Annotated in this window: 18 protein-coding genes; 7 read left to right on the top strand and 11 right to left on the bottom strand. The window is 63.9% G+C overall.

Going from position 1 to position 15,240, the window contains the following annotated elements:
• Positions 1-492 precede the first annotated feature (492 nt).
• Positions 493-1,467 carry a hypothetical protein gene (locus ACXYMW_RS10570; protein ID WP_459035288.1) on the top strand — a complete coding sequence of 325 codons (975 nt, stop codon included), beginning with the start codon at positions 493-495 and terminating at the stop codon, positions 1,465-1,467.
• On the opposite strand, the gene ACXYMW_RS10565 is transcribed toward ACXYMW_RS10570, so the two are convergent.
• Both ACXYMW_RS10565 and ACXYMW_RS10560 read right to left on the bottom strand, forming a co-directional pair.
• A complete protein-coding gene (locus tag ACXYMW_RS10565) occupies positions 1,468-1,926 on the bottom strand; it encodes a hypothetical protein (RefSeq protein ID WP_459035287.1) in 459 nt (152 codons plus the stop codon).
• On the bottom strand, positions 1,916-2,566 hold the full coding sequence (locus tag ACXYMW_RS10560) for a regulatory protein RecX (RefSeq protein ID WP_459035286.1): 651 nt from the start codon (positions 2,564-2,566) through the stop codon (positions 1,916-1,918). Before ACXYMW_RS10560 ends, ACXYMW_RS10565 begins: the two co-directional genes overlap by 11 nt.
• Between ACXYMW_RS10560 and ACXYMW_RS10555 the strand changes: the two genes are divergently transcribed.
• The 3 genes from ACXYMW_RS10555 (at position 2,541) to ACXYMW_RS10545 (ending at position 4,531) form a co-directional block, all read left to right on the top strand.
• Positions 2,541-3,191, top strand: a complete 651-nt coding sequence (locus tag ACXYMW_RS10555; protein ID WP_459035285.1) for a hypothetical protein — start codon at positions 2,541-2,543, stop codon at positions 3,189-3,191. The genes ACXYMW_RS10560 and ACXYMW_RS10555 overlap by 26 nt on opposite strands.
• 127 nt (positions 3,192-3,318) lie before the next feature.
• Entirely contained in the window at positions 3,319-3,951 is a 633-nt protein-coding gene (locus ACXYMW_RS10550; RefSeq protein ID WP_459035284.1) for a hypothetical protein, read from the top strand.
• 115 nt (positions 3,952-4,066) lie between these two features.
• Complete coding sequence (locus tag ACXYMW_RS10545) at positions 4,067-4,531, top strand: hypothetical protein (RefSeq protein ID WP_459035283.1); 465 nt, start codon at positions 4,067-4,069, stop codon at positions 4,529-4,531.
• Between the two features lie 46 nt (positions 4,532-4,577).
• Here ACXYMW_RS10545 and ACXYMW_RS10540 read toward each other — a convergent pair whose 3' ends face one another.
• The 6 genes from ACXYMW_RS10540 to ACXYMW_RS10515 all read right to left on the bottom strand — a co-directional run bounded on the left by ACXYMW_RS10540 (position 4,578) and on the right by ACXYMW_RS10515 (position 9,907).
• Positions 4,578-4,937: a DsrE family protein gene (locus tag ACXYMW_RS10540; RefSeq protein ID WP_459035282.1), complete on the bottom strand. Its 360-nt coding sequence runs from the start codon at positions 4,935-4,937 to the stop codon at positions 4,578-4,580.
• Positions 4,938-5,006: 69 nt separating this feature from the next.
• The gene (locus ACXYMW_RS10535; protein WP_459035281.1) at positions 5,007-6,386 is read right to left on the bottom strand and encodes an efflux transporter outer membrane subunit; all 1,380 of its coding nucleotides are present in this window, start codon (positions 6,384-6,386) and stop codon (positions 5,007-5,009) included.
• 88 nt (positions 6,387-6,474) lie between these two features.
• A complete protein-coding gene (locus tag ACXYMW_RS10530) occupies positions 6,475-6,801 on the bottom strand; it encodes a hypothetical protein (protein WP_459035280.1) in 327 nt (108 codons plus the stop codon).
• A gap of 196 nt (positions 6,802-6,997) precedes the next feature.
• On the bottom strand, positions 6,998-8,416 hold the full coding sequence (locus tag ACXYMW_RS10525) for a Glu/Leu/Phe/Val family dehydrogenase (RefSeq protein WP_459035279.1): 1,419 nt from the start codon (positions 8,414-8,416) through the stop codon (positions 6,998-7,000).
• 72 nt (positions 8,417-8,488) lie between these two features.
• The gene (locus tag ACXYMW_RS10520) at positions 8,489-8,785 is read right to left on the bottom strand and encodes a hypothetical protein (protein ID WP_459035278.1); all 297 of its coding nucleotides are present in this window, start codon (positions 8,783-8,785) and stop codon (positions 8,489-8,491) included.
• Between the two features lie 159 nt (positions 8,786-8,944).
• The gene (locus ACXYMW_RS10515) at positions 8,945-9,907 is read right to left on the bottom strand and encodes a LysR family transcriptional regulator (RefSeq protein ID WP_459035277.1); all 963 of its coding nucleotides are present in this window, start codon (positions 9,905-9,907) and stop codon (positions 8,945-8,947) included.
• Between the two features lie 314 nt (positions 9,908-10,221).
• Between ACXYMW_RS10515 and ACXYMW_RS10510 the strand changes: the two genes are divergently transcribed.
• Together ACXYMW_RS10510 and ACXYMW_RS10505 are read left to right on the top strand one after the other, a co-directional pair.
• Positions 10,222-11,280: a hypothetical protein gene (locus ACXYMW_RS10510; RefSeq protein WP_459035276.1), complete on the top strand. Its 1,059-nt coding sequence runs from the start codon at positions 10,222-10,224 to the stop codon at positions 11,278-11,280.
• A 131-nt stretch (positions 11,281-11,411) separates the two neighbouring features.
• The gene (locus ACXYMW_RS10505; protein WP_459035275.1) at positions 11,412-11,897 is read left to right on the top strand and encodes a hypothetical protein; all 486 of its coding nucleotides are present in this window, start codon (positions 11,412-11,414) and stop codon (positions 11,895-11,897) included.
• A 108-nt stretch (positions 11,898-12,005) separates the two neighbouring features.
• Here the strand turns inward: ACXYMW_RS10505 and dinB are convergent, their stop codons facing one another.
• A complete protein-coding gene (dinB, locus tag ACXYMW_RS10500; protein ID WP_459035274.1) occupies positions 12,006-13,118 on the bottom strand; it encodes a DNA polymerase IV in 1,113 nt (370 codons plus the stop codon).
• A 168-nt stretch (positions 13,119-13,286) separates the two neighbouring features.
• On the opposite strand from dinB, the gene ACXYMW_RS10495 reads away from it, so the two are divergent.
• The gene (locus ACXYMW_RS10495) at positions 13,287-13,736 is read left to right on the top strand and encodes a DUF421 domain-containing protein (protein WP_459035273.1); all 450 of its coding nucleotides are present in this window, start codon (positions 13,287-13,289) and stop codon (positions 13,734-13,736) included.
• A 79-nt stretch (positions 13,737-13,815) separates the two neighbouring features.
• On the opposite strand, the gene ACXYMW_RS10490 is transcribed toward ACXYMW_RS10495, so the two are convergent.
• Together ACXYMW_RS10490 and ACXYMW_RS10485 are read right to left on the bottom strand one after the other, a co-directional pair.
• On the bottom strand, positions 13,816-14,499 hold the full coding sequence (locus tag ACXYMW_RS10490) for a type 1 glutamine amidotransferase domain-containing protein (protein ID WP_459035272.1): 684 nt from the start codon (positions 14,497-14,499) through the stop codon (positions 13,816-13,818).
• A gap of 223 nt (positions 14,500-14,722) precedes the next feature.
• Positions 14,723-15,148, bottom strand: a complete 426-nt coding sequence (locus ACXYMW_RS10485; RefSeq protein ID WP_459035271.1) for an NYN domain-containing protein — start codon at positions 15,146-15,148, stop codon at positions 14,723-14,725.
• Positions 15,149-15,240 lie beyond the last annotated feature (92 nt).

The following is a 15,240-nucleotide window of genomic DNA, read 5'->3' as shown; positions in this document are numbered from 1 at the left end:
TTTGTTAATTTAGTAGGTTAAGTCAGGATTTAAGCGCGATTTCCTGTTTGTTTTCAATAGCCTGCAAAACCGGCTGAGGCCCTTGAACATAGAATGCGCGCGCATGCGTGCGTGCGCGTACATGCGTAGGCGTGCGCACATGCGCCCGCGCGCGTGGGGATGAAACCCCTCTGCTGTCAACCCCTCACCTTGCGGACTGCGCGGCTTTTCTTCGCGAACGAGCTGAAGAGGAGTCTACTTGCCGCGCCTGCTGGCGCGAGAAGAGGGATCTCCTGCCGGCGCGCATGCGCCGATGAGGAATCGGTTTCCTGACGGGCCTGTCGGCCCGGATCGGCAGCCGGTGTCGATGGGCGCGGATGCGCCGGAAGTGGTTTCCCCTCTAGCGCCGAATGGCGCAGTGCCGAAAGGCTCGCAGCGCGGCGAATGCCGGGCCGGAGATACGCGGCTTTAACCGCGCTGCGCCACACTTGGCCCGTGGCCGAAGGGTGAGAGATGGAGAAGCTCCTACGACACACGACGCGCATCGCGCTGATTGGCGCTGTTGCGGTACTGACCAGCGCCTGCTGGCCGGGAGACGATCCCGAGCCGGTGGCAGATGTCATGCCGGTCGAGGATCTTTTCCCGAAGGTCTTTGCCGCGACCGACCAAGACGCGTTCATCGCGGAGTTTCAGCCGAGGCTTATCGAGCTGCAACGCACCGGCCGGGAGGAATTCACCGCGGTCGCGCGCGGCATGGCCCAGATCATCCGCTTTTCCGACCTGTCCGTTACGGCCGAGGACTTGCGCGAGGGACTTCCCGAGCTTGAGCCGTTCGCGGATCTGCCCGACCCTTCCTCGCAAGAGTTTCTCGGCCTGTTTCACGAGGCGGTTCTTGACCGTCTGGCCGACGGCGGCGTGACGTTCGAGAGCATCAAGACGATGGGCGCGGCGCATCAGGAGAACGCCGGAACGACATACCGCAATGCGATGTATCTCTACCTCGAGGAGCTTCGCGAGAAGCGACGGGAACTGCGCAAGCGCGACGACAAGCTGCGCAAGCTCGTCGACCTCGTTTCGTTCATCCAGCCGGTCATTCGGCGCGATGGCACTTCTTTGCACGTGACGGTTCAGACCCGGAACGGTACGGACCAGGCGCTGAACGCGCTCAGCGTGACGGTGGGGGAGAAAAACCCGGAACGCAGCTGGGAGGCTGCCAAGTCGGTCGGCGAGACCGTCGTTCGGTTCGACCAACCATTCGGGTCGGACGAGAGCCGGGCCTTGAGCTTCTCCGTCGAGGCGGGGGAATATACTGGCGGGCCGATCAGCCTCGAAGTGACGGGAGTTACGACCTCGGCCGGGTTCAGCGTCGAGAAAGGCGCGATGGATGAGCCGATGAAACTCCTCGACAAGCTGATCAGCGATGTCGAGTGGGAACGGGAGCAGGTCAGAGACACGCTCCAGCGGGCCCTGGAGCGCTTTCCGCGCTGATTACGGCCCCGCGGGCCCTGCGGCAGGTTCGGCGCTCTTGCGGCGCTTTCCGAGCCTCTTGAACGTCCCACCACTCGATCCGCCTCCGGCCGGCTTTTTCGCGCCACCGGCGGCGGTGGCGGTGGACTTTGCCGGTGCGGCGGGTTTTGCAGGTGGGACGTAGTTCATCGGATCGACACGGCCCAGCCAGATGCCCATCGCGAGAGCCTCGTCCTGGTCGAGGATCCAGCCACCGCCGGTAATCCACTCTTCCACCGCCACGTAGCTCCGCCGGTCGGGCGGAGGATCGGTCGGGACGGAAGAGTCGCGATACCCTCGATCCTTGAACAGGCCGTACCACGGCAAAGCCTTGGGGTCGGTCTTCGGGCCGGTGGATGGTTTGGCGCTTGTCTCGGAGGCCGCCGGCGTAGGCGTCGGCTCCGCCGCCTTCGACTTGAGCCGCTTCAGGTTAATTTTCATCGGGCAGATCTCCATCGACAATCCGTCGGCAGATCTCGAAGCCGAAGCCCTGGCGGGCCAGCTTGGCCATGTCCTTCTGCCGGTACTGATCCTGTTCGCCGGTGCGAAATGCACCAATCCGCTTCTTCCGGGCGAACGTGACGGCGGCGTTGACCTCGACGCTGGGCTCTTCGCAGAGGATGTCGTCGTAGTCCGACGGGTTGATCTTCTTCAGCCGCAGCTTCATCTCGATCTTCTTGCGGGACATGCCGCTGGCGCGGCCGTTCTCGACGAAGAGTTCCACGAAACGGCGGTCATCGACGTACCGGCGCTCCGCGCAGTACCGCACCACTTCTTCCACGTCATCGCGGAACTCGGCGATCTCCCGCCCGGTCCCCATGATGCGGCGGAAGATCTTCCGCTCGAGGACGGCACGGAGATGGCCTTCCGTGGTCTCGTAGCTCTTCAGGTAGTTTAGCGCCGCTTCCCGGAGCCACTCCTGATTCAGCTCTGCCGCATCGGATTGTTCGCGCATTGTCTTGCCCTTCGTTCCGTGGTCAAATCTTACGGGCAATTCCTTTTGGCGGGATTTCAGGCAGCGGAAGATGGCAAGGAACGTCACGAAGCGGCAGATCATGAAGGACAGGCGGGTGAACGGCATCCGGGTGCTGTCGGACGCGGATGTCGAGCGGATGCTCGAGGTCGCGTCTGCGACCCGTTACCCGATCCGCAACCGTGCGATCATCCTTCTCGGTACGGATGCCGGCCTGGCGCCGCGGGAGATGTCCTACGTCAAGCGGTACCACGTCTACGGGGACGATGACCTGCTGGGCGAGAGCATCGACTTGCGCAGCCGGCCGGGGGTTTACCTGACGCCTCGGGTCATCCCGATGGCCCGGCACGGCCGACTCTGGAACGCGCTGCACGATCTCCTGGAGAATGCGCCCGCGGTGCCGGGCGACCCGCTGATCATCTCTGAGCGCGCCGTCGACGGCGGCGGCGCTACCAAGGAGCCGGGTCTGAAGCCATTGCGCGCCATGCGCAGCAGTAGCATCGGCTACGTGTTCTACAAGGTGATGGCCAAGGCCGGGATACCCAATGCCTCCGCCTTCACCGCGCGGGCCACGTTCATCGTCAACGCCTGCCGCCATGCCTCGACCGAGGGGATGAGCCTGCGGAACGTGCAGGAAATGACCGGTCTGCGCTCTCTCGAGACGATCCAGAACATCCTCGAGGCCAGCGAACGGGACCAGGCGAAGATCATCGGCGACCTCTTCGGCAATTGAAGCCTGCGTTGAAGGCACGGCGCATTTCCGCCGGTGGCGCTCCGCTGCCTTGATGCCGCCGCAATGTGGGCTCCAGTTCTCCGCAGCGTAGCGGAGCGTGCAATGTAAACGACCATGGGTAGTGAAAGTGAAACACGTTACGCGCAATACCATCGTCCTTTCCCTCGGTGCAGCGCTGATGGGGGCCCCGGCATTCGCACAGAACGCTCTGACAGACGCCGTTCGCGAGCAGCTCAAATCCCAGTACGACCTCTCGTGGTTCGACCGGATGGGCTACACGGTGAAGGGCAACCGTGTGAAGGTCGTGGCCGAAGGCGGCAACCTCGGTCTGACGCAGACCTACGCCTATGACGGCACCAATCTAGGCCAGCGGCTGTCGGAAGATTTCAGCGTGAGCGATGCGCCCGACGTCGTGCGCCGGGTGCTCGGAGATGCGGCCTATGCCAAGCTACTGGCCGGCCGGAACCCGTCCGACATCAGCTTTGACCGTTCCTGCGAAGGCACTGATTGTGACTTCAGCTTCGACGCGAGCGGCCCGGGCTTCGATGTCAGCAGCGATGGGTCTTGCGACGCTTCGGGATGTGACGCGAGCTTTGACGAGTACGATGAAGCGCGAGAGCGCGAACAGGAGCGTGCCGAAGAGCAGCGCGACCGTGAGGAAGACCGAGACGATGATGATGACGACGGCGACGACGGCGACGACGACGACGACGATGATGACGATGATGACGACGGCGACGATGATGATGAGAACTCGTAAAGCCAGAATGCAGAATTGATGTTCAGGCCCCCACCCTGGCCATGCTTGGGTGGGGTCCTTTTGCAATTGAAGCCTGCATCTCTGCTTTCACATCCGCCCCGAATGGAGGCGGAAGATGTCGGCATTGCTGGGCGACGACTACGAACGCGTGCTTGAGATGGCGATTATCGCCCCGGTATTCGCGTTCGACGGTGATGGCGCAGATTACGATTTCCTGCGCGAAGCCGGGCCGGGGGACGGGCCCGTGGTCATGACCTTCGACGACGGATACGCGATCCAGGCCATCGAGACCTGTGATGAGCCAGCCGTGGTGCTCCGCGATCCGGAGGGCCAGGTTGCCGGCTTCTACTACAAGTTCATGGCCTGGATCGATCCTGTCCACCGGGGCCGGGGCCGGGGCCTCGGGGTCGAGATGGTGCTCGCCTACGCGGACCATTTCCAAGATGCCGCCTGGGCGGAAGACATGCCCGGTGCCTCGCAGGGCATGGGCTTCTCGGAAGCCGGATACGCGATCCACGAGCAGGCGCGTCAGGTCGTCTGGACCCGCTCGCTCGGGGATCTGCCCGGGATGGCGGTGTAGCGGTTATCCCGCGAAAATCGCCTCACTTGTAGCTGCAGGGGGCTGCTTAGTAGCAAAGGACAGTGTCTGCCTGGAGCGCGAGGGAAACAAGTTTGTCGGGCATTGCAAAGGAACCTCGACACCTGTCGAGAAGGTCGTCGCCGTATCCGCGGGCCTTGGCAGACTTACCGGAAACGTACACCGCTGCACCGGCCGAGGCGATGGCCTCGATATGATCGCCGATACGGCCTGTGCCCTGCCCTTCAACATCGGAACTCCGGGTCGACAGGCAGTGAACCCCGTCGCCGGCAAAGAAAACGTCAACGTCGTGTCCTTCCTGCGCCGCCGTCGCTGCAACAAGGCACCCGAGCGTGCACTTGTTGCGGTCGTGGGCGCCGGTGTGAATGTGAACGAGAATGCGGCTCATGAAATGTCTCCTCTTCAATGCGGAAATCATACGGCGCAGCAGACCGTTCTCCAAACGCGCCCATGGCGCTCATTCCGGGGCGCGCCACCCCCGGCCGGTGGCCGCCATGAGGGACGCCCAGACCTGGGCCTCGTCACGGACGGCCGCGGCGAGGTTCATGCGTGCGTAGTCTGCATTCTGCTCGGCTTCCAGCATGTCGAGGGTGCTGAGATCGCCCATTCTAAGTAGCTCCCTGGAAATCCACAGAACGCGCTCGTTGGATGCCTTGGCGGCTTCCAGGGCCGTCACCTCGCGGCGGGTCCTGAGCAGACGGCCTTGCGCGGCCTGGACTTCCTGCACGGCCTTCCGGACCGCGGCTTCCCATTCCAGGCGGGCGATCTCTGCCTCCGCCGTCGCGGCGTCCTGGTCAGCTTTCAATGCGCCCCGATTGAGGATGGGAAGCCTGAGCTTGGGACCGAAGGACCAGCTCGTCGTGTCAGCCTCGAGGACGGCGCCCTGGAGCGTGAGCGACGGGTAGAGCTGCGCCTCGGCGACGCCGATCTGCGCGACAGCTGCGGCCAGCCTGCGCTCCGCGGCCAGGATGTCGGGGCGGTTCCTGAGCAGGTTTGCTGGTACGCCCGATGCGAAGTCCTCGACGCCAACGGGTTGGGGCGCCCCTTTCTGCAGGCGCTTCAGAAGCTCTTCTGCGGGAATGGCGGTGAGCGTGGAGATCGCGAAGACGTAGTCATCAAACGCCGCGCCGAGGGGCGGGTAGGCCGCCTTCGCGGAGTCGAGCTGAGCTTGCGCCTGCGCCACATCAAGGTCGGAGACGGCGCCGACTTCCTTCAGAATGCCGACCTGTTCGAGGGTTTTCTTGCGGCTCGCGATGTTGCGGCGCGTGAGCTCCAGAGCTTCCTGGTAGTACCGCAGGTCGATGTAGGCGGCGACGAGTTCGCTCACGGTCCCGAGCCGCACGGCGCCGGCGTCGTATTCTGCTGCGCTGAACTGGGCGTCCGCCTTCTCGGCCGTTCTGCGGGCCGCGCCAAAGAGATCGAGCGCGTAGCTGGCCCCGAAGTCGAAGGAGTGGGAGGTGGTAACCTTGGTGTTGGCACCGGCTCCGGCGGCCTGGCCCTGTGCGGTGGCCGCGCCCGCGAGGCTGGAGCCGTAGCCGGTCTTCCGTCGTTGCGCCTCGGCCACCTTGATCCGCTGCATGGCGGTGGCGATGTCGGTGTTTTCCTTGAGCGCGGCGGCAATGAGGTCGTTCAGGACCGGGTCATCGAACCTCTCCCACCAGGCGTCCACGCTGATGTTCTCGAGCGGCGCGTCCGAGGGGGTCGGTGGCGCGTCACCGATGCCGTTCGCGAAGGTTGGGGCAACCTCGATCTGCGGGGGTGTATACTCCGGACCGGCTTTCATGCAGCCGGCCAGCATCGCCAGGGCGGTGACGCCCAGAAGGGTGCGTGTGGTCATCCGTGATCTCCGATCTTGGCCGCGCCTCGGCGGCAGCAGGGGGCGCCAACAAGATGGAAGAACGGGTTTCGACCGCGATAATGGGCAGTTAGAGAGACATCGCGAGCTGGAAGCGAATGGCTTCCGCGAAAGTGAGATCATGCTCGCGGGCAATCTTGTCGATGGCGTCGACTGCCTCGTCATCGAGCCCCAGCGTCCGGGCCAGGAGCCCACGCTCGTCCTGGATTCCCCCGCGCAGGCCGCTGTTCCGGAACTGCTCGATGACCTTGGGCGTCATGGCGAGGTTCATGCTCTTGCCCATCATGGTGAGGGCGTACTGGCCGTTCCGCACGATGGTGACACCCCGCTTGGGGGCTTCAGCTTTGGCTGAAGGCGCGTCGCGCTTCGACTTGGGCTCGAACGTTTCCACGCTCATTTTTCGTCGTCCTTTCTTTCCTGCTGTCTCGTAGCCTTGCCAGGCCCGGGGTGGAAGGCCGCTTTGAATATCCACTCAGTGGTAGAATGCAGCCCCGCCGTGATGTTTCCAAATTTCAGAATGTCCGCGAGACCTCAGCGAGAGCTGCGACGACATTCTGAAATTCCACTCAGTGGTAGCGGCGCCCTGCGGTGGGTCAGAGTCCCTTGCTGTCGTAGGCGGCGACGATCTTCTGGATGCTGAGAGCAAAGGCAGAAGAGCGGAGATCAGCGAACCGCTTGTCCCTGAGCCAGAGCTCCCGCATGTCCTGGTAGGCCTGCCGCATCGTGTCATCGAGGCCCGAGCGCACGAGGTCGAGCTCGCAGGCCCCCTGGAGGTACTTGTCCTTGAAGGCTTCGGAGATGCCGTCGAGACCGTTTGCCGCCAGGACCCGGTCGATCTCGTCGACGAGCATGATGTTGCGGGATTCCTCGAGCCTGCGCTGCATGCGGCCGAAGCGCATGTGGCTGAGGTTCTTGACCCACTCGAAGTAGGAGACGGTCACGCCGCCGGCATTGGCGTAGAGGTCCGGGATGACGACGATGCCCCGGTCCCGCAGGATCTTGTCGGCTCCCGCTGTGGTGGGCCCGTTCGCGGCCTCGATGATGACCTTCGCGCGGATGCGTGCAGCATTTCCCTCGTTGATGACGCCTTCCACTGCCGCGGGGATCAGGATGTCGCACTCCTCCTCGAGCACGTGGATCGCATCGTCGGCATCGAGAACGAAGCCATACGGGTAGTGCCTGATCCCGCCGTGCTGGGCGATGAACTCGTGGAGATGCTCGATGTCGACGCCGTTCTGGTTGACGACGGCACCGTCACGCTCGATCACCGCGGTCACCTTGCAGCCATCCTCCTCGGAGAGGAACTTTGCGGCGTGGTAGCCCACGTTGCCGAGGCCCTGGACGATGACCTTCTTACCGTCGAGGCTGCCGGCCAGGCGCGCGCGGTCGACGTCCCCGCGGTGGCGGAACAACTCCCTCAGGGCGAACTGGACGCCCCGGCCGGTCGCTTCGCGGCGCCCGCGGATGCCGTTCTGACCCACGGGTTTGCCGGTCACGCAGGCGGCGGCGTCGATGTCGGTGGTGTGCATGCGGGCGTACTGGTCGGCGATCCAGGCCATCTCGCGTTCGCCGGTCCCCATGTCGGGGGCGGGCACGTTCTGGGACGGGTGGATGAGGTCGCGCTTGATCAGCTCGTAGGCAAACCGCCGGGTGATGTGTTCGAGCTCGTCGGTGTTCCAGCGCGAGGGGTCGATGCAAAGTCCGCCCTTGGCGCCCCCGAAGGGGACGTCGATGAGAGCGCACTTGAAGGTCATGAGCGCGGCGAGCGCTTCCACCTCGTCCTGGTTGACCGAGAGGGCGTAGCGGATGCCGCCCTTTACCGGCTCGCGGTGCTCGGAATGGACGGATCGGTATCCGGTGAAGGTGTGGATGTGGCCCCTGAGCTTGACGCCGAAGCGAACAGTGTAGGTGGCGTTGGCGACCCTGATCTTCTCCGCGAGCCCCGGGTCCATGTCGAGCTTGTCGACGGTGGCCTGGAACATGGCTTCGGTGGAATCGCGGAAACTGGTCATGGGGGCACCTCTTTTCCTGCGAGGTGCCCCTGTCTTCTTAAGCGATCATTTCGAGACGCTTCCGGCCGTGCCTCACGGGGCGGGGGCTGCCGAGATACCCGACCAGTCGGGCGGCACGTCGGTCTCCAGCAGGCCGTACTTCGAGGGGTTCTCGAGGGCCTCCGCATTCGCCTGGAAGAGGGAGTCCTCGAGATCGGTGAGCGTGCTGCGTCCGGCATCCACCCAGGCGCCGTTGTAGTGGACTTGGGCCGCGAGCAGCTCGCGGGAATCCGGGTCGAAGACGAACTTGCACGCCCGCTTCACGGCGCCGGTGTCTTCCTCGAAGACGTGGTCCCAAAGGTTCGGTTCGTCGGCGACGATGTAGCTCATTCTGGAAATCCTCTCGCTGGCTTCGCAAATGGCTGTCACACCGCAATCGGCAACTGAAATCCCACTCAGTCGTAGGGCGTCCTAGGAAGTGGCAAGACCTCCGGCCGGGTCGAGGTGGCCCCGACTCGCCAGTTTTCTGAGAAAACCGGGGGCAGAGCGTTATCTAGGGCCGCCGCTCTTCACGCCCCGGATGTGAGCGATCCACCGCGGCGCGAAATAGGCCGCGAACGACTTCACCTCGGGCCGCGCCCAGGCGCGGGGTGAGAAAACCAGCCATACCGACATGCCCGGTTCTTCGGACGGCGGGAAGCATTGTACCAGATCCGCGTAATCTGCCGCGATGGAGACGGGTATCGCAGCGAGGCCGATGCCGGATCGAGCCGATGTTACGAGACCTTCGAGGTCAGTACTTCGGGCCACAATCTGGCCTGGCGCGCAGTTGTCGATAAGCCACCGGTTCAGGCGCACGGTGTGGGCCGCATGGTCCATCACAACAACTCGGTGGCCAGTCAGCTGCTCGAGCGATCCGGGCAGGCCGTGGGCTTCAGCATACTTGCGCGCGCCATATAGCGATGCTTTCGCCTCGCTGAGCTTTCGGCACACCAGGCGCTGGTCGTCGATCTTTTCGCAGATCCGGATCGCGACGTCGGCTTCACCGGCCACGAGATCGAGCAAGCGGTTCGACGAGACGAACTCGAACCGCACTCCGGGGTGCTGGGCTTCGAAGTCCTGAAGGATGGCGGCAAAGCCCGGGGAGAAACTTTGCGGCGGGGCGGTGATCAGGATCGGTTTCAGGGCAATGGAACTGGCTGCGGCTGCGCTGCCGACCAGGGTTTCTGCGGCCCGTTCCATTGCCTCGGCCGCCTCGCGCAGCATGTCTGCGGCCGGCGTGGGGTGAAAGCCGCGGGTGTCTCGTTCGAAGAGCGTGAGTTTCAGGGCATGTTCGAGCGCCTCGATCCGCCGCGCCACGGTTGGCTGAGCGATGCCCAGGGACTTTCCGGCCGCGAGCGTCGATCCGCTGCGCAGCACGGCAAGAAACACGCGGGCATCGGACCACTCGAAGTCGCTCATCATTTTCGCAGAGCAGCACAACGCCGTGCCCAATACCAGCACAGGTTTCATGGATGGTAGGCTCGCCATCATGCTGCCGATGGAGGCTCCGATGCTACGAACCGGTTCGCTCGGTATATGGGCATTCCTTGACCGAATTCTCGAGAAGCTGGAGCGAGGGCCCGTCGTAGGAGAGGCTTTTCCTCCCGAGACGGAGGAAATGCGGCGGGCATACTTGCGGGAGATCATCTGGTCGAACCCTGATGCGTTTCAGAGCGAGTTCGATGTGCAGGCGTTCCTGAGCGGGTCTCCCCGCTCATACTGATCCCGCTAACTTGCCGGAAACCCGCCACCTCTAAGCCGACACGGCAATACAGGGGTGGCGGATGTCCGATCTTCAGGAAGCAATCGATGCGCTGGTGCGCGAGGGGTTCGAACCGGCGCTGTCGACGCCCGAGGGGCGCTTCTTCCGCAGGGAGATCGGTCCCGACGACGAGATCTCCGTGCACGTCACCTCACGGGCATTCCCGAAGAATGAGCCCGGCCTGAACATCTGGCTGCAGGACCCCCGGAACGCGCGGCCAAAGTATCGCGAAGACGTCTTCGTGGGAGAGGCGAAGGATCTGGTTTCCGAGATGCTCGACCACGTTGCCTGCCTCCGAGCCCACGCCGCGGGGACGACAGTGAAGGCGGTGAGCATTCTGCAAAGCCGCCTCGGTGGGGCGTACTCCGATTTCGCGCACCCCGAGTTCCCGTCCGAGGACCCGGAGCCGCATCGCGACTACGCTCGCGTCCAGCGCTATATGTTCGCCCAGCGCCGCAGGCTCGGAGCTGACCCGACCTCGGGGGCAGGTGAACAGACGCCGGCGGCCGGCGCGATCCCCGACCTGGCCGGCAAGGTGACCCCAGGCAAGATGTACAAGAATGCGAGCTTCCGGCTTGCCGACGTGAAGTCCGGCTTCGCGAAGTACGACCGCCAGCTCGAGGACGTGGCCCAGGAGCTGTCCGTCGCCCACATCTCGTCGTTCGCCGACATCTGCGAGAGCGACGCCGTCCCCTCGGAAGGCTACGTGGTGACCGTGTACGACGAGGCCTCCCACGGCGTTTCGTTCCAGCATCATCTCCCCGAGGATGAGGGCGGCTTCGTCGACCAGGAGAGGGCCTTCATGTTGGCCGCCGCGGTGGAAGCCAGCCGGAAGAGCTTCGTGGCCGACGGGGCGGAGTTCCTGGCCACCTACCTCTGCGGGGCGGAGGCCAAGGATGCGGCCTTCCACGCATTCGAGATGTTGAACGAGGATCGCTACGAGGCCCTCGGGGAGGGGGCTGACGAGCTCCTGTGGTGGCAGTTTGCCGACGGTCTGCACGAGCGGGTCTTCGGCTTCTCCTACGACGTCGAGAGCCTCGTGGATCCGGAGTTCGAGGCAACTCCCATGGTAGGGCCGTGATGCCCGACGCCGGGAGCCGTAGGGAGCGCCGACCCAGACGCATGCAGCGTCCCGGTGGCTCGGGGGGGCGGCCACCGGTTCTTCCAGAGGGCAGGGTGCCCGACTTGTCTCGAAAGGTGACGCCTGGTCGGATGTACCGTGAACGCTGCTTCCGGCTGATCGACGACATGCCCGGGCTGCGGCGATACCATCGGCTTCTGGCGGAGGCGAAGCAGGAGGTCACTGTCACGCGGGTGGCCGGCTTCGACTACTTCCTCAGGTCGGACGCCGTCCCTGGGACTGGGTGGGTTGTCACGAACTTCGATGCGACATCGAAGGCGGTCCTCTTCGAGCACCGCATTCCTGATGGCGACGACGTCTTCGTGAATCACGAACAGGCGTTCCTGCTGGCTGCTGCAGTGGAGGCAAGCCTGAAGCTCGACCCGGTTTCCGGGGCCGACGTCCTGGCCGGAATGCTGGGCGGACGGCGCGGCGGGGCAAAGCTCCTCGGCGCAGCCCATTCGCTGCTCGAGGAAGACCATCTCCATCTTCAGTGTCGGTTCCCTGGGCTTCCGTCTTCACGCTGGTCGTCCACCGAGCGACGTGGGCTGCCCGGCGTTCGGTCACCGTCGTCATGAGCTCAATCTGCTGCTGCTTCGTGAGTGGGGCGTCATTCATGGCGGTCTTCTCTAAGGTTCGCTTCCAGCATAGAGGGTGGCGCCTTCCCTGGGATGAACAAGCGGCGCTTACGCGTCGATGAGGTCGAACAGGGACGGCTGCGCGGTGGCGATTGTGTCTGCCTCTAGGGAGGACAGGCTGATGCCCAGCAAGCGGACAGGCTTCGGGAAAGGGAACAGTTCGGCGAGGATGCCGGCCGCGATCTCCGAGACCTCCTGTGCATCGCGCACCGGGGTGCTCGGCGTTCGCTGACGCGTGATGAGCTCGAAATCCGCGTACTTGACCTTCACGGTGACCGTTCTGCCGACCACGCCTTTCTCGCGGGCCCGGGTTTCGACCTTCCGGGCCACCTTCGAGAGTTCTGAGACACCGGCCTCCAGTTCGGTGAGGTTGTTCTCGAACGTTTCCTCGGCGCCGACCGATTTTCGCTCCCGGTGCGGCCGCACGGGGCGCTCGTCGATGCCTCGCGCAATGGCGTGGTAGTGCTCAGCCGATGACCCGAAATGCTCGCGCAGGAAGTGCATGTCACGTCGCCTGAGATTGTCGCCGGTGCGGATGCCCAACCGGTGCATTTTCTCCTCGGTGACCGGCCCGACGCCGTGGAACCGTCCCACCGGGAGCGCGGCGACGAAGTCCAGGGCCTGCGACGGACGGATGACGGTCAAGCCGTCCGGCTTGTTCTGGTCGGACGCGAGCTTGGCGAGGAACTTGTTGAAACTGACGCCTGCCGAAGCTGCGAGTTCGGTCTCCGCCCTGATCGCTGAGCGGATCTCTTCCGCGATACTCGTCGCGGTCGCACCCTCCGCACAGGCATCCGTCACATCGAGGTACGCCTCGTCGAGGGAAAGGGGTTCGATCACCTCGGTGTATCGGCGGAAGACCTCGTGAATCTGGCGGGATACAGTCCGATAAACGTCGAACCGAGGTGGGACGAACACGAGGTCAGGGCAAGCGCGCTGGGCGGTCGTGGATGGCATCGCGGACTTCACGCCGAACTTTCGTGCCTCGTAGCTCGCCGCGGCGACGACACCCCGTGCCTTTGCCCGCCCGACGGCAACCGGAACACCGCGGAGCTCCGGGTTGTCGCGCTGCTCGACCGAGGCGAAGAAGGCATCCATGTCGACGTGGGTGATCCGCCTTAGCCCGGTCAACGCGGGGGGTGTTTCGAGCTCGTGCGCCATGGTCCCTCTGAACGCCTGTCTGGGAGATGTAGGCGCCCGCAGGTGGCGGGGACAGCCCCTGCCTCTGGCGAAAGGTTTGCCCTCGGCGGACGTCGCCTACGTTTTCAGGACGCGGAGTAGGAGGATGTCATGGGTATAGAGGGTGTTTTCGGGGCTACGTCTGGCGGAATGGATGGCTTGCAGCTGGCCGCGCGGGCGACCGTCATCTTCGTCTTCGCGGTCGCGCTTTTCAGAGTTTTGCCGAGGAAATCACTCGCGAACACCTCCGTTGTCGACTTCCTTATCACCATCCTGATTGGCTCCAGCCTGAGCCGCGCGCTCACCGGGAACGCCCCTTTGGGGCCGACGCTTCTGGCTTGCGTGGTCCTGAGTGCACTTTGGTTCGCGATGTCGTGGCTGGCGGTCCGCAGCGAGGCGTTCTCGTACATGGTCAAGGGCCGGCCGCTTACTGTCATCGAGGCGGGTAGGGTGAACGACGGTGCACTACGGGCCGCACAAATGGGGATGCGCGATCTTGAACAGAACCTCCGGCAGCAGGGCTACCGGAGCCCCGACGAAGTCGGGCATGCCTGCATAGAGAGGAACGGCGCGATCTCGGTGGTCGAGGGGCGGCGGTAGGTCTAAGGGGTGGAGCGTAGAGAAAGCAGGAAGGGGTAGGCGGTGCCCCTGGCTGCGCGTCGCCACGGGCACCGTTGTTTCACGCCAGTTGGCGGGTCAGCAGTTCGGCAACTTTCTCTGACGACATCGGGTTCTGGCCCGTGATCAGGCGGCCATCTTCAACCGCTTGGGACTGCCAGTCCGGGGCACCCTGAAAGTCGGCTCCCAGCTCCCGCAGCTTACTTTCCAGCAAGAACGGCATGGCATCGACCAGACCCGTGCTTTCCTCTTCGCTGTCGGTGAATGCCGAGACCTTTCGGCCTTTGACAACCGGGTTACCGTTCTCGTCCTTGACGTTCACGAGGGCTGCTGGCCCATGGCAAACTGATGCTAGAATCTTGCCGTTCGCCCATACGGTGCTGAGAAACTTGGCGAGTTCATCGCTCGAGGCGAGGTCCCACATCGCACCGTGTCCGCCCGGGATGAAGATGCCGTCGTAGGCATTCGGATCGTGGGTAGCGAGATCGGTGGGGCCCTCTATCCACACCGAAGCCGTGCTGTCGTTCCTAAAGCGCTTGACGGAGTCCGGTTCGTCATCGCCGCTCGGCTCCGAGTTCGGGTCAATCGGAATGCGGCGGCCGCCCAGGGTTGCGACGGTAACGTCGTGGCCGGCATCGGTAAGCGCGTAGAAGGGCGTAGTGAATTCCTCGAGCCAAACACCGGTCTTGTTCCCGGTGTCGCCGAGCTCGGAGTGACTCGTTACGATCATGAGTACCTTGGACATCGTCTTCTCCTGACTGAGGGGCCATGGGCTAACCCTCGGGTTCAGGGTCTTGGTTCCACGCCACCGGGCGACGCCGTAACGCGGTATGCCCGAACTCTTCACCCTGGCTGCCGCAGGCGGGGGTGTCACTTCAGCTTTGCGCCAAGCCGTGAGGCGCGTAAGTGTTGTTATGTGAAGTAAGATCCGTTTGGCGGAATGGATTCAGCGCCCCCGTCAGACGCCGCTACCGTTTTCCGCACCCGGACACGCCAGCGCCTTCAGCGCCAGCTGCGCTCCCGGTACGCCGCGGTGCGCTTCTCGGCCGTGCGAGCGTCCTCCAGCCCATTAATGCAATCGGTCTCGCTGCCCTCTGGCGATCCTGTTGCGCGTCGTTGCCATGAGCCCTTTGCTCTCGCGCGAGCAAACGTGCGAGGTCGCTCAGGTCTATGAAGTTGTCTGCTGCACGGCGAAGCTCACCCGAGATCATCTGTGATGCACCTTTCGAGATGGCAACCTTGGTGATGCGGACGCCGCGGCGCTTGAGAAGCTCGACTACGGGCTTCATGTCGCCATCACCCGTGAATAGGACGACATGATCGACCCGTTCTGCGAGCTCGAATGCATCGGTTGCCATTTCGACGTTCGTGTTCGTCTCCAGTTTGGCGAGCAAGATCCTTGTGGCAAAAGTAATCGGTGCCGCCGTGCGTCCATTTGATCCGTCGCAGGAAGCAGCTTGTTTCGCTGCTTCTTGCGTAGACGTCG

The sequence above is a fragment of the Roseivivax sp. CAU 1761 genome (assembly GCF_054482755.1).
Note: the sequence above shows the minus strand (reverse complement) of the source record. Positions and strands in the feature narration are given on the sequence as shown.